The sequence below is a fragment of the Aliirhizobium wenxiniae genome, assembly GCF_019511445.1.
GTDB classification, from domain to species: domain Bacteria; phylum Pseudomonadota; class Alphaproteobacteria; order Rhizobiales; family Rhizobiaceae; genus Neorhizobium; species Neorhizobium wenxiniae_A.
On record NZ_JAEUAN010000022.1, the window covers coordinates 1 to 23159 of the forward strand.

Annotated in this window: 17 protein-coding genes; 5 read left to right on the plus strand and 12 right to left on the minus strand. The window is 58.4% G+C overall.

Going from position 1 to position 23159, the window contains the following annotated elements:
- Positions 1 to 409 precede the first annotated feature (409 nt).
- Positions 410 to 2632: an adenylate/guanylate cyclase domain-containing protein gene (locus tag JNB91_RS23185; protein WP_220327854.1), complete on the plus strand. Its 2223-nt coding sequence runs from the start codon at positions 410 to 412 to the stop codon at positions 2630 to 2632.
- 11 nt (positions 2633 to 2643) lie between these two features.
- On the opposite strand, the gene JNB91_RS23190 is transcribed toward JNB91_RS23185, so the two are convergent.
- The 6 genes from JNB91_RS23190 to JNB91_RS23215 all read right to left on the minus strand — a co-directional run bounded on the left by JNB91_RS23190 (position 2644) and on the right by JNB91_RS23215 (position 9797).
- On the minus strand, positions 2644 to 3123 hold the full coding sequence (locus JNB91_RS23190; RefSeq protein ID WP_430736357.1) for a YHS domain-containing (seleno)protein: 480 nt from the start codon (positions 3121 to 3123) through the stop codon (positions 2644 to 2646).
- Positions 3124 to 3173: 50 nt separating this feature from the next.
- On the minus strand, positions 3174 to 3752 hold the full coding sequence (locus tag JNB91_RS23195; RefSeq protein ID WP_223218350.1) for an ankyrin repeat domain-containing protein: 579 nt from the start codon (positions 3750 to 3752) through the stop codon (positions 3174 to 3176).
- Positions 3753 to 3916: 164 nt separating this feature from the next.
- Positions 3917 to 4372, minus strand: a complete 456-nt coding sequence (locus JNB91_RS23200) for a Crp/Fnr family transcriptional regulator (RefSeq protein ID WP_223218336.1) — start codon at positions 4370 to 4372, stop codon at positions 3917 to 3919.
- A 43-nt stretch (positions 4373 to 4415) separates the two neighbouring features.
- Positions 4416 to 7148, minus strand: coding sequence for an ABC transporter transmembrane domain-containing protein (locus JNB91_RS23205; RefSeq protein ID WP_220327857.1), 2733 nt, complete (start codon positions 7146 to 7148; stop codon positions 4416 to 4418).
- A 332-nt stretch (positions 7149 to 7480) separates the two neighbouring features.
- On the minus strand, positions 7481 to 8386 hold the full coding sequence (locus JNB91_RS23210; protein ID WP_223218337.1) for a hydroxymethylglutaryl-CoA lyase: 906 nt from the start codon (positions 8384 to 8386) through the stop codon (positions 7481 to 7483).
- A complete protein-coding gene (locus JNB91_RS23215) occupies positions 8367 to 9797 on the minus strand; it encodes an aminotransferase-like domain-containing protein (protein ID WP_220327858.1) in 1431 nt (476 codons plus the stop codon). The genes JNB91_RS23210 and JNB91_RS23215 overlap by 20 nt, the downstream gene beginning before the upstream one ends.
- Before the next feature lie 94 nt (positions 9798 to 9891).
- Here JNB91_RS23215 and JNB91_RS23220 point away from each other — a divergent pair, with 94 nt between their 5' ends.
- From JNB91_RS23220 to JNB91_RS23235, 4 genes are all read left to right on the plus strand, one after another.
- Positions 9892 to 11184 (plus strand): hydroxymethylglutaryl-CoA reductase, degradative, encoded by a 1293-nt coding sequence (locus JNB91_RS23220; RefSeq protein WP_223218338.1) that lies wholly within the window; start codon positions 9892 to 9894, stop codon positions 11182 to 11184.
- A gap of 99 nt (positions 11185 to 11283) precedes the next feature.
- Positions 11284 to 11742 (plus strand): hypothetical protein, encoded by a 459-nt coding sequence (locus JNB91_RS23225; RefSeq protein WP_220327860.1) that lies wholly within the window; start codon positions 11284 to 11286, stop codon positions 11740 to 11742.
- 1 nt (position 11743) lies between these two features.
- Positions 11744 to 13126: a tripartite tricarboxylate transporter permease gene (locus JNB91_RS23230; RefSeq protein ID WP_220327861.1), complete on the plus strand. Its 1383-nt coding sequence runs from the start codon at positions 11744 to 11746 to the stop codon at positions 13124 to 13126.
- An 83-nt stretch (positions 13127 to 13209) separates the two neighbouring features.
- A complete protein-coding gene (locus tag JNB91_RS23235) occupies positions 13210 to 14196 on the plus strand; it encodes an SMP-30/gluconolactonase/LRE family protein (RefSeq protein ID WP_223218339.1) in 987 nt (328 codons plus the stop codon).
- A gap of 267 nt (positions 14197 to 14463) precedes the next feature.
- Here JNB91_RS23235 and cysG read toward each other — a convergent pair whose 3' ends face one another.
- Genes cysG through ntrB form a run of 6 tightly spaced genes read right to left on the minus strand, consistent with a single transcriptional unit; the run spans position 14464 to position 23115 of the window.
- Complete coding sequence (cysG, locus tag JNB91_RS23240; RefSeq protein ID WP_220327863.1) at positions 14464 to 15960, minus strand: siroheme synthase CysG; 1497 nt, start codon at positions 15958 to 15960, stop codon at positions 14464 to 14466.
- Complete coding sequence (locus tag JNB91_RS23245; RefSeq protein WP_220327864.1) at positions 15932 to 18586, minus strand: nitrate reductase; 2655 nt, start codon at positions 18584 to 18586, stop codon at positions 15932 to 15934. Before JNB91_RS23245 ends, cysG begins: the two co-directional genes overlap by 29 nt.
- A gap of 7 nt (positions 18587 to 18593) precedes the next feature.
- On the minus strand, positions 18594 to 18926 hold the full coding sequence (gene nirD / locus JNB91_RS23250; RefSeq protein ID WP_220327956.1) for a nitrite reductase small subunit NirD: 333 nt from the start codon (positions 18924 to 18926) through the stop codon (positions 18594 to 18596).
- Positions 18927 to 18936: 10 nt separating this feature from the next.
- Entirely contained in the window at positions 18937 to 21387 is a 2451-nt protein-coding gene (gene nirB, locus JNB91_RS23255; protein WP_220327865.1) for a nitrite reductase large subunit NirB, read from the minus strand.
- Positions 21388 to 21393: 6 nt separating this feature from the next.
- Entirely contained in the window at positions 21394 to 22191 is a 798-nt protein-coding gene (locus JNB91_RS23260; protein WP_220327866.1) for an ABC transporter ATP-binding protein, read from the minus strand.
- 12 nt (positions 22192 to 22203) lie between these two features.
- Entirely contained in the window at positions 22204 to 23115 is a 912-nt protein-coding gene (gene ntrB, locus JNB91_RS23265; protein WP_220327867.1) for a nitrate ABC transporter permease, read from the minus strand.
- Positions 23116 to 23159 lie beyond the last annotated feature (44 nt).

Genomic DNA, 23159 nt, shown 5'->3' on the forward strand with positions numbered 1-23159 from the left:
CAGCGACGGCGGCGCTCAGGGCCGGACAGGACTTCTATCTTAGGACTGTGACTGGTCATAATGGGCACATTACCTCGCACACTTGTTAAGTGGGAGATCGTGTCCGGATATTTATGGGGCCATTACACCCAAATGGGTTAGGCCATGACACAAGCACATCAAATGGGACTTAAGAAGATTGAATTGCGGCGGTACTCAGCACGAACTGGGCAGAGATTGGAGACGCCATACGCTCCTTTATGATTTTGGCTATATTCCAGTCTGGTACGCTAACTTGCGGCAGCGCTTCTTTTTAGGAAAGCGGGGCAACCATATGGTTCCGTCAGCGATAGGGCATATGCTGCCGCACAGATAGCCAGTGGTTCCGAGATTCCGTTTGTTGTAATCTTTATGGACATTGGGAGGACGCATGGAACGTCGTCTCGCCGCCATCCTGATCGCAGATGTCGTCGGTTACAGCCATCTCAGCGAAATCGACGAAGAAGAGACGCGCGCAAAATTCAGGTCCGACACGGACAATATTTGGGTCCCCGCTATCGACGATTACAATGGCCGGCTCGTGAAGATGATGGGTGACGGCCTCCTCGTGGAATTTCACAGCGTCGTTGACGCTCTTCGTTGCGCGATCGATGTCCAGAGGCAGAAGAGGGGGCAGGGCCATTCTTCTGTTGGGCCTGCGCAACTGCAATTCCGCATTGGCATCAACCTCGGGGATGTTCTTGTCGAGGGCGATGATGTGCACGGCCAAGGCGTCAATATCGCCGACCGTATTGAGGTGTTGTCAATGCCAGGCGGCATCGTGATATCCGGTTCCGCCTACGATCAGGTCAGATCCAAGATCAATGTTGAATACAAGTCTTTGGGACGTCGAAAATTCAAGGGGCTCACCGAGCCCATCAAGGTGTACCGTGTTCTGTCTGAGGGGCCGAAACTAAGACCATTTCCAGCAGCCAGGTTTCTATTGCGCAGGCGCATACCGGTTGCCATCACCATAATCGGGGGACTGCTGGCAGTGGTCAGCCTGACATGGTGGCATGGGCAGCCCACTTTGTTTGATGCACAGCCAAAGCGGCAATATGCCTACCCTTTGCCGGACAAGCCATCTGTCGCGGTTCTACCCTTCACCAATGTGAGCCGGGAGACGACGCGCGATCACTTGGCCGAAGGTCTGACCGATGACCTCATAACCGAGCTCTCAAAGGTTTCCGGCCTCTTCGTGGTCGCGCAGCATTCCGTCTCGGATGCCCGCGAAAAATCCCGTACGATCCAGGAAGTAGCGTCTGCGCTGGGGGTCCGGTATGTACTTGAGGGAACGTTGCAGCGCGACGGACCACGTCTGAGGATCAATGCCAAGTTGATAGAGGCGATGACAGGCCTGTCAATCTGGGCCGAAAAATACGACCGCCAATATGCGGATTTGTTCGCAGTTCAGGATGATGTGATCGGACGGATCATAACGGCGCTCTCGGTCAAGTTAAGCAAAGGCGAACAGCAACAGCTTGCCCGTCTGCCCACCGACAATCTGGAGGCCTATGACTATTACATGCGGGCCCAACATGAGGGGTTCATTTATGGCGATGTTGATACGTATCGGCGGACATTGTCCTTCTATCAAAAGGCAATCGAGCTCGATCCGCGCTTTGCAAACGCCTATGCCGGGATAGCCCGGGTCGCAGTCGATGTCTGGCGTAACGACTATAACTTTTTGTGGTCCGCCGCGGTTGCGCGAAAGATTGCCTATGACGCGGCGGGACAGGCGCTGAAATTGGACCCCGGAAACTCCCGAGCGCATACGGTCCTCGCGTTACTGCAATGGGTCGATGGCCACGGTGGCGAAGCGCTTGCGTCGGCCAACAACGCGATAGCGGCCCAACCCAACGACGCAGAAGCACTTGCCAATCTTGCGCTCATTCAGGCGCATACAGGCTCGCCTGACGAGGCCGTTTCCACAATCGAGACGGCGCTCCGGCTCGATCCCTCACCAGCGCCTGGGTTCAAGCTGCTCACCGGGATCGTATTTTATACCGCGCGACAGGATAGTTCTGCGATCCCGCTAATCGAGGCCGCGTTGATGAGCCTTCCGAGAACTGAGCCGGCCCGAGAATATCTTGCTGCAGCCTACGCAAATATTGGCGACAAAACGCGTGCACGAGAGGAGGCGACACGGTTGCTTGGGCTCTTTCCGGAAAGCAATTTGAGCTATTATCGGTATCTCTATGACTATTGGGCAGACGAAGATCTCGACCATCATTTAACCGCGCTCAAATCAGCCGGCATTCCGGATTGGCCATTCGGCTTCGAGGGGCATGACCGGGATCGTATAACAGGGGCGGATTTGCGGGCCTTGATCGACAATCAAACATGGATTGGCAGGCATCGAAACGGGTCCGAATTCCTCCAGTATTTCAGCTCGGACGGAAAGACGGCTTACCGCAGCGCCAACACGAGCATTACCGGTACTGCCGAAATCAAGGGCGATAAATTATGCGAGAAATTCGAGGGCTATTTTCTGGATCGCCTAGTGTGCGGCACCGTATATCGTAACGTGAACACGGGGATGGCCAATTTCGCGTATGTCCACATCACTCCGCGATCGCTGCAGTATTTTTCGCTCGAGGAAAAAGCGCGCTGATTACAACGACGTCATTGCCACTGTTTCTGGATCTTCTCGGATATGAGCGTCTGCTGGACATCGGCCCAGTGTTTTCGCGATTCCGGCACCTTTGACTTGTTTGTCTCCATGCCTTCGGCCGCGCCGGGATCATAACTGATATAGAGTTTGCCATCTATGATGCGCCAAGCGCGCGGATCGACATTGGTCGTTACCGTCCCGAACGAGACACCATCCGCACAGTATCCACCGTATTGAGGGGCATAGCGGGAAGGTTCCTTGACGAAAAGATCCCGGTGCTCGGCACTGGCAAAATACCAGATCGCTCCCAACCAGCGATGAGAATATTGGACGTTCCCTTCGACTGCCTTGCCATCGACGAAATAGGCAACCGGATCATATCCCTTGATCGCCACATTGCCAAAATAGCCCGTATTCACAAACTCTTCGCCAGCTGCGGTTTGCGCCAGCGAGGCAAAAGCTGCCAACGTAGCCAGGCAAAGATGACGCATTTTCCAGTTCGTAGACATGAGGTCCCTCCCGATGTCGCTCTCAAGTCATCTCAGGGCGACTTCCGTTTCATGCACTCCCGGTAGAGTGGTTCACCGACGAGTTCAGCCTTCTGGCATGTCGCGCCCGCCTTCATTAGCAACTCGCCGACATCCCAATATCCGCGCCACCCGGCTTGCGTAAGCGGCGTATAGCCATTCCTCTCCACCGCCTCGACATTCCCCTTGTTGGCAACCAAAAACGCGGCGACATCCGCATGACCTTCTTCTGCCGCTGCGTGAAGGGCGGACATGTGGTAGAAATTTTGGGTGTCGTTGATGGCAGCCCCCTCAGCAACAAGACGTTTCACTACGTCGAGGTTTCCGGCATAGGCGGCGGCGTGCAGTGCAGTAAGACCGCTTTTGTTGCGACCGGCGATATCCGCACCGCGGGCGAGTATCAAACCTACGGCGTCGGCATTTCCACTTAGCGACGCCAGGATGAGAGGCGAATCTCCGGCCTCATCTGCATCCGATACATTGTCTCCCGCGTCGAGAGCCTTCGTCAGAAGCGCCAGGTTCCCATTCCGTGCAGCCTCGTGCAGCTGACCTGCGACCGCCAGATTGGCCGATAGACCAACCAGTAGAAACATCGATTTAGCGAAGACCACGGCACAACCCTCCTTGGCCGGGAGAGCTTCAGGCGCACTCCCCGCTGCACGCCGCATTCAATAAATCAAGAAAGCGAAATATAGCAGTTATCAGCTTTTCAAGCAACCGATGCCTCCAGAAGGTGGCGAGCGATCTTCGCTATCGGTCAGTCTGGTGCGGGCGGCAGGCGCGCATTGACGAGCTCGGTAGTTGTTTTGCTCAACCGCGTCACAAGCGTGCGCATGATCTCCGAAGCAACGGTGGGAAACTCGCCAGTCAACGCTAGAAAGTGATCATTGGAAATGCGCAGTGCTTCCAGTTTCGACGTCGCACGTACAGTTGCCGTGCGTGGAACATTACAAAGGGCAGACATCTCGCCAACAACCGCATTGCGGCCAACTTCCGCGACGATCACATCTCCGGAGGCAGATGATACGATTACGTCTGCCGTGCCAGACAGCAACACAAAGGCGGCATCGCCTTGATCACCTTGACGGAAGAGATCCTGGCCTTTCCGGTAGGTCATGCGGTCGCAAGCAAAAGCGAGCAGCTTCAGCTTAGCCGGCTCGACACTTGAAAAAATGGGTACTTCCCTCAAAGTCTGGACTTCATCGCTGAGCAATTTAGTCTCTCCGGCACGATATCTTTCTCTAGCATCTCGATGTTCATAGATGGTCGGAGGGTAACTCCAGGAAATCTCGAAACGCAGCATTTGACTGCGCTAGTTCAAAATAGCTCCCATTGCCCATCAGCGATCCGCGCTGAAAAAATAGGACCCGATCGAAAATTTGCGCCACACGCGGATCGGAAAGGACCCAGAGAATAGTAGAGGCATGCTCCGCGTCGTTTCGCCGTTGGACGATGCCCCGCGTAATCTCTTCGTCAACCCGCTGGTCGAGTGCCGACAAAGGCCTGTTGAATATAGTGAAGTCCGAGCGTTTCATCAACGCACGAGCAAGATTGAGTTTTTGCCGCTGTGCAAGAGAAAGGCGTTTTCCTCCAGCGCCAACGTCAAATTGTAGACCGAGCGACAAGACATTCTCATAAAGGCCCGCCGCGCGAAACAGCTCCGTTACAATGGCCTGAATATGGGCGTCGGCGTCGGCCACCTGAGAGGCGATGCGTCCGAAAAGCACATTGTCGAGTAACGTCGCCGATGCAGTAACCCGCTCGGGATCATGCACGTCAATCAGTTTTGCTATGTCATCGGAAATGTCGGTATGAAAGAGTTTCCGCGCGGCCACAAGCTGATTCATCAGCGGCTCGGTGAGAATGCCGAAGCGGTGAATGGGTTCGATATAAGCCAGGCTCAGAGCGATAATCGATGCGCGATCTTCACGGGGAATGTGCTCAAAGCGAAGCCCGCGGCATCGTGACAGCCTTGCCTGATAGAACGGAATTTCTTCCGCTGCCATAAATGTCAGCCTGCGAAAGAAGGAATGCTGGGGTGCCACGTCGCGGAAGAGTTCAATGGTTGTTTCAGCGATCTCAAAGCCCATGCCATAGAGGCTACGGTCGAGGCCGGTCGAATGTAAAACGTGCTGGAAACAGGGATGTGTGATCATGGCCAAGTCAGAGGACGTCCCCTGGCTCCAGGTTCCGAAGAGTAGGTTCTCTCCGACGCTCGCCTGTATGTTGTAGCGATCGAAGTCGAGCGGTATGAGCATATCGTCAAGTTGCTTGTCTACCAGACGCTTGCGCAGCGAGCCGCGGAGTTCGATGATCCTCTCGCCAATAGTCGGCTGTTCTTTCGTATCGATCGTGGAGCGCAATCCAAGCCCGAAAATATCGTTCGATATCTGCAAGTCTTCGAGTGTCGGCAGAGCCTTATGGAGAAGATCATCCAGTCCATCGGCTCCCGCAGCCTGGTAGTCGATCCAATTCCGATGCGGCAAGAAATCGACATTTCCTGCCAAGCGTGCCTCGATGGCATAACGCTCTGTTTCAATAAGCTGCTCGTCTTTCGCCGCCGCATCTGGCCTGGGAGCATTTTTCAGCCCATAAAGCAGATTGTCCATCAAACTGCCATGCAGCAAAAACGGCTCGCCTGAAGCATAGGCGATACGCCGTCCTGTGATCGATTCCGGCATATCGAGCAGGTCCTGGCCACCAATCGAGATGCTGCCAAATTCAGGCCAGATGAGACGAGCGAGGGCTTCTGCAAATGCTTCTGCTCCGTTGCCGGCGGCACCAACGAGTGCGATCGTCTCATCGGGCTTGATCTCGGTCGAAACCTCATCCAGCAACTTCGCTCCACTATCGTCGACGAGTGTGAGGTTGCTGATGATGATGGAGCTCTCCAGTCTTGAAGCCGGACCACCTGCAAGAGCTTGAACCGATTGCGCTATAAGCGGTTCGACGCTGAATTGGTCGCATACTGTCGCGTATTTTATCTGCACGTCCTGCCGTGCCTGATCCCAGTCAATAAGATCCTTCAATGGGCTTGGAAGATCCTTGTAAGCGGCGATAACGGCAACGAGCTGGCCAAGGTCGAGCTTTCCAATCAAAACGAAATAGCCGCCGAAGGCATAGAAAATGAACGGCGTGACCTGAGCGAACAGATTGTTGACGAACTTTACCAAAAACTTCCACTGATAGAGGTCGTATCGGATCGAGAAGATCCGCCCGAGGCGCCAAGCGATGTCGGCGCGTTCGAGATTGGAAGTGTCGTTGCTGTGGACTGCTCCGATGCCGTCGACGATTTCGCTGACACGGCCCGAAAACTCGCGGGCAGTCAATTGGCGCAAGCGCCCGAGCTCCAGCACCCTTCGGCGCATCCGCGGTATGATGCTTAGCTGTATGCCCACGATGCCGGCGGTGATCATACCAAGCCACACATTCTGAACGATGATGAAACAGAGCGTCGTCAGCGCCTGACCACCAAGAAGAGCAGGTAGGACGAATGCGTCGCCTGTAAAACCGCCCAGTGGCTCCACCTCATCCTTGACGATGCTGGTGATTTCGGCGGATTTGAGCCGTTTAAAATGATTGGGAGGAAAGCGCAGTACCCTGTCGACGAGTTCGAACCGGATACGACGCAACATCCGTTCGCCGAGCCTGCCCTTGTAGGTATTGATGTAAAACTTAAAGAGCCCGTTTATCAGCACCAGAAGCAGGAATATCGCACTCAGCGCCATTAGCGTCTGCTGACGATCGAGATCTATGCCTGTGAAAAATTCCCCGCGCTCGATCACTGGAAGGTCATAGGTAATCCGGAAAAACGGCTGCCGCTCATCCGGTGCTTCAAAGCCGTTACCTTGAATTGGACCATTGATGATCTGCTTCGGCAGGTCGAAGGCCAAAAAAAATGGCACCATGGATGCCGCTACGACAAGCAGGATCCAAAGCTGTTGCCTACAGGTATGCCTCCAGATGTAGCGGAGCAGGCTCCTTTCCATCGCATCCACCTGTTCGAAACTATGGTGGTTACAACCGAGGGACAAATAGATACAGGCTACCGACCGGGAAACGCAGCATAGCCCCGATGAGATGAACTCGCAAACTGGAGTAATTGGGGCCGGAACAAGAGCAGTCCGAAATCGTACGCCAAGGTCGAACGAAACCGGAAACTGTTTTGAGCTAGAGCGACACCAGCGCATGCTTGATGCCGACAAGCGGATCGCATTTCTTTATCGCCCAACTGTAAGGTCTATGAGACGTCGATCAAACCTCGGGCGCTCCACGATATGAGTTGCTCCGTTGCCGGCCATGGCGGTGCAGCATAGAGGTATTAGTGCTGACCGCCTAGAATTTTTGAAATCGGCGAGACTGGTTCACGCCCAAGTTTTTCAGCAGTTTCAACCGCAACACGCGCAAGCCTCGAAAGATCGATGCCAGTCGGGATCCCTATCCCCTCGAGCATAAAGACGAGTTCCTCTGTAGCGACATTACCCGTTGCACCCTTCGCATAAGGGCATCCGCCGAGTCCGCCCACCGAGCTGTCGAACACAGCCACTCCTTCTTCGAGACAGGCTAAGATATTGGCGAGAGCTTGTCCGTAAGTATTGTGCTCGTGTAGCGCTATCGCCGAAACGGGTATTTCCCCAGCGACGGCCCGTACCATAGTAGCCGCAGCTTTAGGCGTCCCGATACCGATTGTGTCTCCAAGCGAGATTTCATAGCAGCCCATCGCATGTAGACGGCTGGCAACGCTGACTACGGAACTCAGCGCGACCTGGCCTTCGTAGGGGCAACCAAGTACGCACGACACGTAGCCGCGAACGCGCATTCCGGCTTCTTGTGCGCCCTCTAGAACCGGCACAAAACGTTCGAAGCTCTCATCGATCGAGCAATTGATGTTCTTTTGCGAAAAGCTCTCGGAAGCCGAAGCGAAAATTGCGATTTCCCGGGCTCCGGCATCGCGGGCAGCTTCGAAACCCTTGAAATTCGGAACGAGCATCGGCAGGTTGACCCCTTCGCGGCGTCCAAGCGATGCCAAAACTTCGGCAGATCCAGCCATCTGCGGCACCCATTTCGGCGAAACGAAACTGCCGGCTTCGATTGTGGTCAGACCCGCCTCGATTAGGCCGTCGATCATCTCCACGCGATCAGCGACACTGAGCGGGCGGACCTCATTCTGCAGTCCGTCACGCGGCCCCACTTCGACCAGTCGAACCTTACCCATCGTCTCCTCCATCACCCGTCAGCATTGAAATTTCGTCTTTCAGAAAAGCGCCGAAGCGCGGATCTGCGCCGTAGGCTACGTTGACCCGCATAGCCGGCGGCATGGCTGTCTCACGATCGGCGTAAAAGACACTTGCCGGTGCGATGAAGATGTTGGCCTTTGCTGCCCGTAGACAGAAAGCGCCTTCATCCAACGCCGCCGGAAGCGGCACCCAGATGTAGAAGCCCTGCACTTTCGGAAGTGAGAGTTCCAAACCAACGGCTGTGAGAGCTTGCGCGGTCGCCTTTGCGCCATCCTCGATCCATCCGCGCAGGCGCCTTAAGTTCTTGAGATACTGACCACTCTCGATCATCTCAAGAACGACCCGCTCGACATGTAGGGACGTGGCAACCATCGTAATCATCTTCAGGTCAACCAGACTGCGGATCGTCTCGGGGGCGCCTGCGACATAGCCACACCGCAGACTTGCCGACAACGTTTTCGAGAAAGATCCAACATAGAGAACTCGTTGTTGCTGACCGAAAGCTGCGAGCCGAGGCAAGGTCGCAGCGATCAGGTCAGCGAAGATATCGTCCTCAACCAGGCGGAAATCGTGGACTTCCGCCAGTTGCAGAAGGGCGAAGGCATGGGCGGGCGTCAGGGTGCCTCCGGTCGGGTTGTGCGCCTGGCTCTGGGTAAAAAACAATTTTGGCCGATGGTGAGCGAGCTTCTGGCGAAGCTCGTCAAGATCAGGGCCGTCATGCAGCCGCCTGATGGAAACCACGTTTGCCTTGGCCAGCCGAAGCTTGGCGTAAAGAGGATAATATCCAGGGCTGTCGACGAATACCGTGTCGCCGGGCTCAATGAAATGCCGAATGATCAAATCCAGTCCGTGATTGACGCCGCTTGTCAGCATTACGCCATCCGGTTCGGTCGCGATGGATCGCTCAGCGAGCGAGACCCGAAGCCATTCCCGAAGCGCCCCGAGCCCCCAGGAACTGCCGTAGCCGAAATCCACTTCCGCACTCGCGTTGCGGCTCGTGCGCAGGATGCGGCGCATGTCGGCATCCTCGGTCCAACTGGCGGGGGGCCGACCATCGCCCGGGCGTGTCTGATAATTCTGGTCGAGCTGTTCCCGCAATAGCGACATGATGCCGGTCGCTTCCGTAACGTCGGGCCTTATACGCGCGACCGGCGCCGGACGATTCTCCGAAACGTAGTAGCCGGAACCCTGTCGCGCAGTTGCGAGTCCGCGGGCAACGAGCCGGTCATAGGCTTCCGCCATCGTGTTTTTGGAAACCCCGAATTGATCGGCTCCTCCCCGAACGGAAGGCAATTTCTGGCCAGCTTTATAAAGTCCACTGGCGATCTGCCCGCTCACGACCGCAACGATGTTATCGACTACCTTAACCAATCGTCCCACCTTTCGGCTGGGACAGTACATGCAATAATTCTGCCAACTGTCCCTTGCTCGACGCAAGCATTCTAGGACAGTTTGCCGCACACGCAAGATTATGTTTTGGTTTGGGAGTGAGCCATTGACGAAAAAGACCGCAACATCGCGTATCGAAAATATGCGAAACCTCTCGCCTGCCGAGCGGCTCGGACAGGTTGCCGCGGCAACTGAAATGGATGAGAGCGCACGCGCCGTTTTGTCGGCACAGGACGCCCTGTCCGTCGAGCGTGCCAATGGAATGATCGAGAATGTTATCGGGACATTCCAGCTTCCTCTCGGCGTGGCGACGAATTTTCTCGTCAATGGCCAGGAATATCTGGTGCCCATGGCGGTCGAAGAACCCTCAGTGGTTGCTGCAGCTTCCTATATGGCACGTATCGTCCGCGGCTGTGGCGGTTTCCAGACCTCGTCGACCGCTCCAATCATGCGCGCCCAGGTCCAGATTGTTGGCCTCTCGGATCCGAACGGTGCGCGCCTGGCTATCCTTGCCGCGCGCGATGAGATCATCGCTTTCGCCAACTCCAAGGATCCGGTCCTCGTGAAGTTTGGCGGCGGCTGCCGCGACATCGAGGTACATGTCTTCACGTCGACATCCCGCGGGCCGATGGTCGTATTGCATCTTCTGGTCGATGTCCGTGACGCAATGGGCGCCAATACCGTGAACACGATGGCGGAAGCCATTGCACCGATTGTCGAGCGGATCACCGGAGGCGAGGTTCGGCTTCGCATTCTGTCGAATCTTGCGGACCTGAGGCTTGCAAGAGCTCGTCTCGAGCTGACGGAAGAAGCCCTGGTGACGAAGGATTTTTCGGGCCGTCGGATGATGGAGGGGATCGTCGACGCATACGAATTCGCCGCCGTCGATCCCTACCGGGCAGCGACGCATAACAAGGGTATCATGAATGGGGTCGACCCTGTCGTCGTCGCGACAGGCAACGATTGGCGGGCGATCGAGGCTGGTGCTCATGCCTATGCCGCGCGCTCTGGTCGCTACACCTCACTGACGACGTGGGAAATCAGCGCCAAGGGAACGTTGGTCGGTACGATCGAGATGCCGATGGCGCTCGGCCTGGTAGGCGGTGCAACGAAGACGCATCCTTCGGCGCAGGCTGCCTTGCAGATCCTCAACGTCGCCTCCGCCGTGGAGCTCGCGGAAGTCACAGTCGCGGTGGGGCTTGCTCAGAACATGGCGGCTCTGCGGGCGCTTGCGACCGAAGGTATCCAGCGCGGCCACATGGCGCTGCATGCGCGCAACATCGCAATCGGTGCCGGTGCCGCCGGTGTTGAGATCGACGTCGTTGCACGCCGACTGGCTGCCGACCATGACGTTCGCTCGGCCCGGGCAGAGGAAATCCTGGCCGAACTGCGCAAATAGGACTGACATTGCAAGCCGGGCAAGGGAGGAGTTTGCCCGGCTGCCCAGCATTGCTGGCAATTTTTCCGGCCGATAGGCCGACATCTGGGGAGGTTATTGATGACAGAACAGAATTTGGTGCGCGCCGCCGGCCCGCACGGTCAGCTTGCCGAGGTGTGGGGAGACGTCGTGTCTCGCCCGCAGCTCGGCAAGGCCATGATCATTGGCGCCATATTGAGCGTTGCGGTCTACTACGCCACGCTCGCGACGATTGCGCCGATGGCTGCCACGCCGGCCGTAGGCAAGGCGCTTGCAATGCTTGCCGGCATCGTTGGTTCGGTTGTCAGCGGAGCAGTCTGCTCGCGGATGTTTTCACCGAAACGTGTGGTGGTGGAGCAGGTTCAGACGGGCACGGACTGGCAGTCCGACATCTTGGAGCAGCTTGAGCAGGAAGGGGGCCCGATCGGTCGCGTGGAAGGCCTTCCCGCCGAGGTTGCGCAGGAAATGCGCGAGGTCGGGCTCTACGACCTGTTCAAGAACTATCAGGATCGGCGCGGCGCCGGGACACGGGGGGAGTGACATGGACGGTATGCTTTATGAAATCATCATGGCCGTTTCTCTCGGCCTTCTCGGAGCAATCCTGTTTTCCGCCATCGGCCTGATCTCTGGGACGGACGAAACAACGACGATCGCTCCGGTCACGCTACTCGTCGTCCTATTGGGTGCGCCACCCGTGGCCGTCTTCACCTTCTGGATGTGTGCCGCCGTTTCCAAGCACATGACGCATGCGGTGCCAACAGCACTGTTAGGGATCCCCGGTGACACGCTCGCATTACCACTTCTTCAGCAGGCAACAGCTCTGCGCAATCTTGGCGCACCACATGTAGCGCTACGCAAGATGTTGGCAGGCTCCGTCATATCGGCATTTATAGCCGTGCCGTTGGCGGTGTTGTTCGCCGTCATCCTTGCTCCTTTCGGAACCTATATCACAGCCTCTGCTCCATGGCTCTTCATCGGCGCCGCTCTCATCATCGCCTATTTTTCGGCCGGTCGCTGGGCATCCGTCCTGGCGCTCATTCCGTTCACGCTGATGATCGTTGCATTGCAGGGCTTCACGGCCACGCATAACGTGAAGCTGGGCGTCAGCTACTTTCTCGGCATCGCCGTCGGTCCTTTGGTTGCGGAACTTTTCTCCGCGGTGTCGCCGCTTGAGCGCAAGCGCATGGACCGCAGCAAGCCGCGGGAGACGACACTTGCACCGGACGTCAAGAGCTGGGGCGGATATTTCCCCAACCCGTTCCGGGTGCTCGACCGTAGTCAGGTCGTAACGACCGCAGCTGCCGCCACCGTCACCAGCGCCACCTTCGTGTTCAGTCCTGTGGCCGTCACCGTCATTGCCGGCGAGATTGTCGGCGCGCGCATCAAGCATGCGTACCATCGCCTTACCTCGGTGCTCGCGGTCCGGAACGGCGTGACCGAATCGACTTACATTGCAGAAGCGCTCATCCCGCTCATTGCCTTCGGTCTACCGCTGAGCCCTGTCGCGGCTGGTCCGGCGGCGCCGCTGTTTAACGCTCCGCCGCGCTTCACGGTCGATACCGGAACCGGCGTCGTCAACAACCTGCACACGATGATGTCGGTCTCCGAATTCCTGGTTTGGGGACTGATCTCCGTCGTCATCGCCGCGGCGATTGCCTACCCGTTCGCGATGAATCACGCCCGCAGCGCAGCGGCCTTCGTCGCCAAGTACATCAGCCACGAGGCAATCATCGCGACCTTTGTCGGCCTCATCCTGGTCATCGGCCTCTGGGAGGGTGGCTTGCTCGCGCTGCTGGTGATCGTCACAGTCGGTCTCGTTGGAGGCCTGCTATACCGCGTGCTTGGCATGAACACCGGCGTGCAGTTCATGGGCTACTACGCCGCGATCCTCAGTGTTCCGGCGATCCTGAAGCTGATCGGATGATCTGATCCAGTCGTTCGACTGACCTACGGGAGGAGAAAACCATGAACCGACTTATGCACGTTTCAACTCTGGCTGCTGCACTGATGATCATCGGTGCAGCAGCCCATGCTGACGGGAATGCCACGCTTCCGACGCTGGACATCCCCCGATCACTGCAAGGTGTGGTACCATTGCCGGTCGCGGAGTCCGAACTTCCATCGGTCGAAGCCAGGGAATATTTCAAAGTTTCCGAGAAGGGCATACAGCTCGAATGCCCGACATTCGATGCAAGAGGCGATTTGCTGTTCTGCGAAGTCTTCGGCGGAACGGTATTCCGCCTCACTGCGGAAAAGCAACTTTCGAGCTTCGTACCCAACGAGACGCTTCGCCCAGCGGGACTGGCAGTCCACCAAGAGGGTCGTGTCTACATGGCAGAACTCGGGGATTTCAAATCGCGCGGATCAGTCGTCTCCATGGCGCCCGACGGCTCCGATGTACAGACGATCGTTTCGAGAGATGACGGCTTTCTGCCGGACGACCTCGTCTTCGACAAGGGAGGCGGCTTCTACTTCACTGACTTTAAGGGTGGCTCCAGCACACCCTCCGGCGGCGTCTACTATGTTGCACCCGACGGAGGTAAGCCAGTTGTCGTCGTACCGAACCTGCGGATTGCCAACGGCATTGGCCTTAGCCCCGATGGCAAGACGCTTTGGGTCACAGAGTTGGCAGGGGGCCAGCTACATCGCATTTCCCTCGCGGATGCGACCACAGTCGCACCGTTCGGATCATCTGTCGTCTACAATTTCATCGGCGGCGGGCCAGATTCTGTGCGCGTCGATGCCGATGGGAATGTCTATGTCGCAATATATGGTCAGGGGCGGATCATGGTGTTCAACCCGCTTGGTCTTGCTATCGGGCAATACCTACTGCCCGGTCGAGATGACGGGCACAATCTGCGCTCCACTTCGATGGTCATCCGCCCCGGGACGGATGAGTTGCTGATTTTTACGAATGATTGGGACAAAGGTCAGGGTTCGACCATTTTTGTTGCCAAAGCTGTGGCCGAGGCGGCACCACCATTCCCACATTAGGCCGGCGGATCTCCCACCAACTCGCAAATCAGCTGAGTTGCGAATTGCGCACCACCGCAATGGGCGAATGGGCTAAAACCGCTCGGGCATGACCGATCGCAGAAACCAGGCATCCCCGCTTGACCCGTGACCGTTAGGTTCACGATTGCTCCTGCGGTCAGCTGTGTCCATTCGCCCGAGCCACTCCTGGGTGGCGAACTGGGTTGATTAAGATAGCGGGGTTGTCGGTTCAGCTCCTATCAAGAGCTTAGCTGACGATCGGGATTGTCATATATAGTCGGAAGCCACACGCGATCTCCCGGCAACTCTGAACGTGGACTGACATCTTCGGGCGACTGCAGCTTGATTGCCGAAAACCGCACCGACGCCGATCAATATTGGCTCGTCCAACCCAATCACATCCACTGCCCGCTCAAGATCGCGAAGCGCTCCGTGCCAGTGCTGCTCATTAGGCCGCGTCAAGCTGCTGACGATCGCGGCAGGCATATCCGCCGTCATTCCCGCATTGACCAGTCTCTCAGCAATTTCGCCGGCAGTACGTCCCGCCATGTAATAGATCGTGGTCATGTTTCTGTCGGCAAGTGAAGTCCAATCAAGGTTCTCCGGTAGACTGCCCTTACGCGAGTGACCTGTGATAAAACGGACGCCCTGTGCGTGGTCGCGATGGGTGAGCGAGACGCCGAGACGCGATGCCATGGCACTTGCCGCCGTAATGCCCGGCACGACGTCGACGGCAATGCCGTGCTCTCTCAGGCTCGCAATTTCCTCGCCCGCGCGACCGAAAAACATAGGATCTCCCGACTTCAGTCGAACAACGCGTTTGCCTGCCCTGGCAAATCTCACCATCATGTCGTTGATGTCCTCCTGCCGGCAACTCTCTCGGCCGCCGCGCTTCCCGACCAGCATCCGTTTGGCTTCGCGGCGAGCAAGTTCGAGCACTTCGTTGGAGACGAGATCGTCGAACAGGATGACATCGGCTGCCTGAAGTGCGCGCACGGCTTTGAGGGTGAGGAGTTCCGAATCTCCTGGGCCAGCGCCGACAAGGGTGACATGACCGATGCGCGACGGAGTAGAGGCAATCCGGCGGGCGTCACCTAGTAGCTCTGTCTCCGACATTGCGTCCGGCCTGTCACGAAAGGCGCGGTCGATGAAACGCTCCCAAAAAGCGCGACGCTGGCCACCCGGTTGGAGCATTTCGTTGATCGCCTCGCGCAATGATTGGGCAAGGTTCGCCCAGCTTTTTAGCGAGAGCGGTAGAAGTGTCTCGATCCGGCGCCGGATCGCCTGCGCCAGGATCGGGGCCGCGCCATCTGTGGAGATGGAGACAACCACCGGCGAGCGGTTGACGATCGACCCGAACTGGAACTGGCAGAATGCCGGCTTGTCGATGACGTTGACCGGAACACCGGCAGCGCGTGCCGCATCGAAAAAGGCTTTCGCTTCCTCTTCATCCTCGCAATCCGCGATGGCGATGGTGGAGCCGGAAAAAATGCTATCATTCCAGAGATGGGCATGATGGACAAAGCCGCCTTGGGGGTGTTCGGCGCCTCGGGTGATCAGCTTTTCGAACGTCTCGCAAAGATGCTCGGCATGGACATGGACCGTCGCGCCACAGGCGGCCAGCAGTTCCGCCTTCCAGGCGGCGGCATCCGAGCCGCCTGCCACGATCACGACCTTTCCTTCGAGCGCCCAGAAAACGGGAAGCTTGGCGAGTGGCGCCATCCGCGCGGTCCTGTCACTCCGCTGCTGCTGCAAGACATCCATCGATGATCCCCCTGATTTCTGCGCGGCAGGAGCCGCAATTGGTGCCGGCATTCGTATGTGCGCCAACGGCCTTGACGCTGTGGCAACCGCCGCGAACAGCCTCGATGATCTGGTTCGTTCCGACAAAGAAGCAGGAGCAGACGGTTGCGCCGGGATCAGGCTGGTCCATACCCGGCCTCCCAGCCACGATCGAAAACCGGCGGCGCATGTCGCCATGGTCCGCGGATAACTGCGCGATCGCCCAGTTGCGGGCTACCGCGACCGGCTGTCTGGCGATGAAGAGTGCTGCGAGAAGCCGGCCGTCGCGAAAGAATGCCAGTCGCAGATCGCCGGATTGCCCGTCGGAATAACCAAGCGGCTCTATGCCGGCGCTAAGGCCGAACGTGGCCCGGCACCAGTCTGTCCAATCTTCGATGGCTTGGATGAATCCGAGTTCAGTCCTCCAGCCGCCTTCGGCTTTGGCCAAAGCCCAATATTCGGCGCCCGTGACCGATGGCTTTTCCGCCGAGACAGCGAAGCCATAAAGGGCGGCCGGGAAGGGGCGGGCGGCAATGGCGACATTTTTCGAAGCCGGTTGGCCGGAGAACGGATCGACCACCGGCGGGATCAGCGCATCGATGCGCGCCTTCGAGGCATATTGGTCGTTCCAGTGCATGGGCACGAAGACATTGCCGCGAGCCTGACGTTCGGTGACCAGCGCGCGGACGATCGCAGTCCCACGTGGACTTTGCAATTCCACCAGGCCGGCGCCGCGAATTCCGAGATCGATCGCATCGCGTGGATGGATTTCGGCGAAAGGCTCGGCGATGTGGCCGGAGAGCCTCGCGCTTTTGCCGGTGCGGGTCATCGTGTGCCAGTGGTCACGGATTCGGCCTGTGTTGAGAGTAAGCGGATAGCTGGCGCTGGTGCGGTCCGTCGTAGACGGGTTGACGGCAACGAACCTTGCCTTGCCGTCAGCGTGGTAAAAGCCGCCATTCGCGAAGAAACGTGTCTCGTTATTGCCTTTTCCAGCGAGTTGCGGCCATTGGAATGGTGCAAGCCTATCGTAACCATCCTGACTGATGGCGGCGTGGGCGCCGATGTCGAAATCGCGGAGGCCTTCATTCTCGAAGGATGAGAGTGCTGCATGTTCCGCAAAGATCTCTGCCTGGGACCGATAATCGAAACCGGAGTGACCCATGCGTTGGGCGACCCCTGCCAGTTGCCACCAGTCGGGTCTTGCATTGCCGGGAGACTTCAGGAAACGACGCTGACGGGAGATCCTACGCTCGGAATTGGTAACCGTTCCGTCCTTCTCGCCCCAGCCGAGTGAGGGGAGGAGGACGTCGGCGTGACGCGCCGTATCCGTATCGTGCAGAATATCAGAGACCACGACGAAGGGGCAGTCCCTGATGGCAGCCTCGACCGCATGCGCATCCGGCATGGATACGACCGGATTGGTTGCCATGATCCAAAGCGCTTTGATGCGCCCGTCGGCCACGGCCTTGAACATGTCGACAGCCTTCAGGCCGGGTCTGGTGGCGATCGTCGGTGAGGACCAGAAGCGTTGGACCCGGTCACGATCCTCGGTGCTCTCGATTGCCATATGGGCGGCGAGCATGTTCGCAAGCCCGCCGACTTCGCGCCCACCCATGGCATTCGGCTGGCCGGTTAACGAGAAGGGTCCCATGCCCGGACGGCCGATGCGACCGGTCGCCAGATGGCAGTTGATGATCGCGTTGACCTTGTCGGTGCCGGAAGAAGACTGATTGATGCCCTGGCTGTAGCAAGTGACCGTCTTTTCCGTCATTTCGAATAGCCGGAAAAACTCGCGGATCTGCATGGCCGGCAGTCCGGTGCGGTCGAGCAGGTCCTCGAAAGTGACGGCTGATGCAGCGGCAAATGCCTCGGCGAAACCTGCCGTATGAGCACCGATATAGGTCTGGTCGATAGCCGGGCCTTTGGCGAGATGCGCAAGCAGCCCTAGGAACAACGCCACGTCGCCATCTGGGCGGATCGCGAGATGCAGATCGGCAATATCGCAGGTCATGGTGCGTCGCGGATCGATGACGACGATTTTCATCCCGGGCCTTGCGGTCTTTGCCGCTGCAAGACGCTGGTAGATTACGGGGTGACACCAGGCGAGATTGGAACCGGTCAGGATAACGAGTTCCGCCAGTTCCAGGTCGTTGTAGATACCCGGCACGGTGTCGGAGCCGAAGGCGCGACGATGCCCTGCAACGGAGGACGACATGCAGAGCCGGGAATTGGTGTCGATATTGCCGGAGCCGATGAAGCCCTTCATCAGCTTGTTGGCGACGTAATAGTCCTCCGTCAGCAATTGTCCGGAAACATAGAAGGCGACGGAATCCGGTCCTTGCTCAGAAATCGCTTCGGAGAATTTCCGCGCCACGAGATCGAGCGCCGTGTCCCACGTCGCCCGTTGCCCGCCGATTTCCGGAAACAGCACACGTCCGTCGAGATCGATCGTCTCGGCCAGAGCAGATCCCTTGGAGCAGAGCCGGCCCAAATTGGCCGGGTGTTCCGGATCGCCCTTTACCGAGATGTCGCCGTCATGAGTCACCGTGGCGATGACGCCGCAGCCGACCCCGCAATAGGGACAGGTCGTCCTGGTTTCTGTGGACATGGGCGACCTATTCCGCAGCCGCGAGCATCAGGCTTTCCAGCGCGATGAACAGCTTGCCGTCCTCGACCTTCACCGGAATGGTGCGCACCTCGCCCTCGTCGGCACCCAGTGCCTTTCCGGTTTCGAGCGAGATGACCCAGTTGTGCAGTGGGCAGGTGACCGAGGTGCCGTGAACGATGCCTTCCGAAAGCGGGCCGCCCTTGTGCGGGCAGCGGTTCTCGATCGCGTAGACCTCGTGTTCATCAGTGCGGAAGACGGCGATCTTCAGGTAGGGCGTCTTGACGCAACGCGCACCGAGAAGCGGGATGTCGGTGATGTCGCCGATCGGGTGCCAGTTCATCTCCATCGTCTCACTCCGCTGCCTGAGAAAAATCGACCGAGGCCATGGGCCGGAACTCGTGCTTGTCCTTGCCGGAGACGCGCTCCGACCAGGGATCGACCTGAGCGAATTTTTGGGAGAACACGAAGCGTTCGTAATAGGCTTGGCGCTTGTCACGATCCTCCATGATCTGGCGGCGGATTTCGTCCAAACCGACGCGCTTCGCCCACTTGTAGATACGCTCGAGATAACGGCCCTGCTCGCGGTACATCTGGGTCAGCGCCACGATATGCTCGAGAGCTTCATCCTCCGTCCTGACGAGGCCCAGCACTTCGGTTCCCTTGATATCGAGGCCTGCTGCGCCGGCGAAATGAATCTCGAAACCCGAGTCGACGCAGATCACGCCGATATCCTTGCAGGTCGCCTCGGCGCAGTTGCGAGGGCATCCGGACACGGCCAGTTTCAGTTTCGCCGGTGTCCAAGATCCCCACATGAACTTTTCGATGCGGATACCGAGCCCGGTCGAATCCTGCGTGCCGAAGCGGCACCAGTCTGAACCGACGCAGGTCTTCACCGTGCGCAGGCCCTTGGCATAGGCCTGACCGGAGATGAAACCGGCCTTCCCGAGATCGGCCCATACGGACGGCAGGTCTTCCTTCTCGATGCCGAGAAGGTCGATGCGCTGGCCTCCGGTCACCTTCACCATCGGAATTTCGAACTTATCGACCACGTCGGCAATCGCCCGCAGCTCCTGCGCGTTGGTGACGCCGCCCCACATGCGCGGCACGACGGAATAGGTGCCGTCCTTCTGGATGTTGGCGTGAACACGCTCGTTGATGAAGCGCGACTGATAGTCGTCGGCATAATCGTCCGGCCAGTCGCAGACGAGGTAGTAGTTGAGCGCCGGACGACACTTGGCGCAGCCGCAGGAGGTCTTCCATTCGAGTTCCTGCATGACGGCCGGAATGGTCTTCAGCCCCTTTGCCTTGATCAGGCGGCGCACGTCGTCGTGGCCAAGCTCGGTGCAGGGGCACATCGGCTGCACCGCCTTGGGGTTATAGGCATCGCCCAGTGTCAGGCTCATCAACTGTTCGACGAGCCCTGTACAGGTTCCGCAGGAGGCGGAAGCCTTGGTGTGGGCACGAACCTCATCGAGAGAGGTGAGGCCCTTGGCAGTAATCGTCGAGGTGATCTTGCCCTTGCAGACGCCGTTGCAGCCGCAGATTTCCGCATCATCCGGCAAGGCTGCAACGGCCGCCATAGGGTCCAGCGGTGACCCTCCCTGATAGGCCTGACCAAAAATCAGCGTGTCGCGCATGTCGGAAATGTCGACGGCCTTTTTCTTGAGGTCGTTGAACCATGCACCATCGGAGGTCTCACCATAAAGAACCGTGCCGATGATGCGATTGTCCTTCAGCACCAGCCGCTTGTAGACGCCGGCGGTGGCATCGCGCAGGACGATTTCCTGCCTGTCTTCGCCATCGGCAAAATCCCCGAGCGAATAGAGGTCGATACCCGTGACCTTCAGTTTGGTGGGCGTGTCGGAATGCACAAAGGCTGGTCTGGCGTCGCCGGCCAGATGCGCCGCCGCGACGCGGGCCATTTCATAGAGCGGGGCGACAAGGCCATAGACCATGCCATCGACTTCGGCGCATTCGCCGATGGAATAGATGTCACCATCGGATGTCTGCATGCCGGCATCAACGACGATGCCGCGATTGACCGCGAGTCCGGCATCCCGGCCAAGTCTCGCACTCGGCCGAATGCCGACCGCCATCACGACGAGCGTTGCCGGAATGATCGTCCCGTTGTCGAGTTCCACGCCCTCGACCTTGTCGTCGCCGATAATAGCCTTGGTGTTGGCCTTACAGATGATCTTTATGCCACGCCGCTCAAGTTCGGTCTGGAGCAGGTAACCGGCTGCCGGGTCAAGCTGGCGTTCCATCAGAGTCGGATTGACGTGCAGAACGGTCACATCCATGCCGCGCAAGGCAAGACCTGCTGCGGCTTCGAGGCCGAGAAGTCCGCCGCCGATAACGACTGCCTTTTCGCGTGACTGCGCGGCAAGCAGCATGGCATCGACGTCGTCGAGATCGCGATAGCTGACAACTCCAGGCAGATTATTGCCGGGGACCGGAATGATGAAGGGGACGGAGCCGGTGGCGATCACCAGCTTGTCGTAGCTTTCGGTCACGCCGTGGTCGGAGGTGACAGTCTTGGTTGCCCTGTCGATCGCGACGACCCGTTGGCCCTTGTGGAGCGTGATGCCATGATCGATGTACCAGCCGTCGCCATGGATGACGATCTGCTCGTACGTCTTTTCGCCGGATAGGACCGGCGACAGCATGATGCGGTCGTAGTTGACCCGTGGCTCGGCGTTAAAGATCGTGACGCTGTAGCGATCGGGCGCTTGTTCGAACAGGTGTTCCAGCATGCGGCCGGGCGCCATGCCATTGCCGATGATAACGAGTTTTTCGGTCATGGATCGTTACTCCGCAGCTTCAACGAAGCGGTGACGCTCGTAGAGGAATTTGAGGACAGCCTCGCGGCACTTCAGGTAGGTCCGGTCGGAGGCAAGCGCGATGCGATCGCGGGGACGCGGCATCGCCACGTCCAGCACCTCGCCGATACGGGCGGCAGGGCCATTGGTCATCATCACGATGCGGTCCGACAGGAGCACCGCTTCGTCGACATCGTGGGTGATCATCACCATCGTATTTCCGAGCCTTGCATGGATTTCCATGACGGCGTCCTGCAGGTGCGCACGGGTGAGCGCATCGAGAGCACCGAAGGGTTCGTCGAGCAGGAGGATCTTCGGCTCCATGGCAAGCGCGCGGGCGATGCCGACACGCTGTTTCATGCCACCCGAGATTTCGGCCGGACGTTTGTCCTTGGCGTGCGCCATCTGCACGAGATCGAGATTGGCCATGACCCAGTCGTGGCGTTCGGACCTGGTCTTTGCTGAGCCGAAGACCTTGGCGACGGCGAGGTTGACGTTTTCGTAGACCGAAAGCCAGGGCAGCAGCGAATGGTTCTGGAACACCACGGCCCGTTCCGGCCCCGGCGCATTGACCTCCCGGTTTTCCAGAAGCACGGCTCCGGTTGAGACAGGCGTCAATCCGGCAATCAGGTTCAGCAGCGTTGACTTGCCGCAGCCGGAATGGCCGATGATCGACACGAACTCGCCCTTGGAGATCGTCAGGTTGATATCGTTCAGAACCTCGGCGCGAACGCCGCCCCGGTCGAAATGCTTGTCGATATGATCGAGCTTGAGATAGGCGTTCATGAACATGTCTCCTCAGCTTGCAGATGCGCCACGGGTGATCAGTTTGCCGGCTGCCGCCACCAGTTTGTCGAGCGCGAAGCCGACGACGCCGATATAGACAAGCGCGACGATGATGTCGGGCAGGCGGGACGAGTTCCAGGCATCCCAGATGAAGAAGCCGATGCCGACGCCGCCTGTCAGCATCTCGGCCGCTACGATGGCCAGCCATGACAGGCCGACGCCGATGCGCAGGCCGGTGAAGATGTAAGGTGCCGCCGATGGCAGCATGATCTTGAAGAAAAACTCCAACTGGTTGAGCCGCAGCACCTGGGCGACGTTACGATAGTCTTGCGGGATGTTGCGAACGCCGACGGCCGTGTTGATGATGACTGGCCAGATCGAGGTGATGAAGATCACGAAAATCGCAGAAGGGTTGGAATCCTGGAATGCCGCGAGCGATAGCGGTAGCCAGGCGAGCGGCGGCACCGTGCGCAGAACCTGGAAGATCGGATCGAGGCCGCGCATGGCCCAGACGGACTGGCCGATGATCGCGCCGACGATGACACCGGTGATCGCTGCGAGGCCGAAACCGTAGGCCACCCGCTGCAGCGAGACGAGTACGCGCCAGCCCAGGCCGATGTCCTGCGAGCCGAAATTGAAGAACGGGTCGACGATCAGATCATAACTCTCATCCCATACACGCAAGGGTGAGGGGAGGGAGGCATCCGGCGCCGAACAGAGAACCTGCCAGACGAGCATGATCAGCACGAGGACGACAAGCGGCGGCACGACATTGCGTACCGCGGCCATCGCAGTCCGTGAAAAATTCATCTTCGATACCCGTCTGCCGGAGAACGGCACGACTTTGGTCTCGGTTGCATCCGCGGCTTTCGGCTTCGCGGTTCCGGCCACGGAGAGATTGTCTTGTGTTGCCAGGGCGGACATTCGCGCGCTCCTTGTGAGAAAGAGAAGGGACAGCGCGTGGCTCC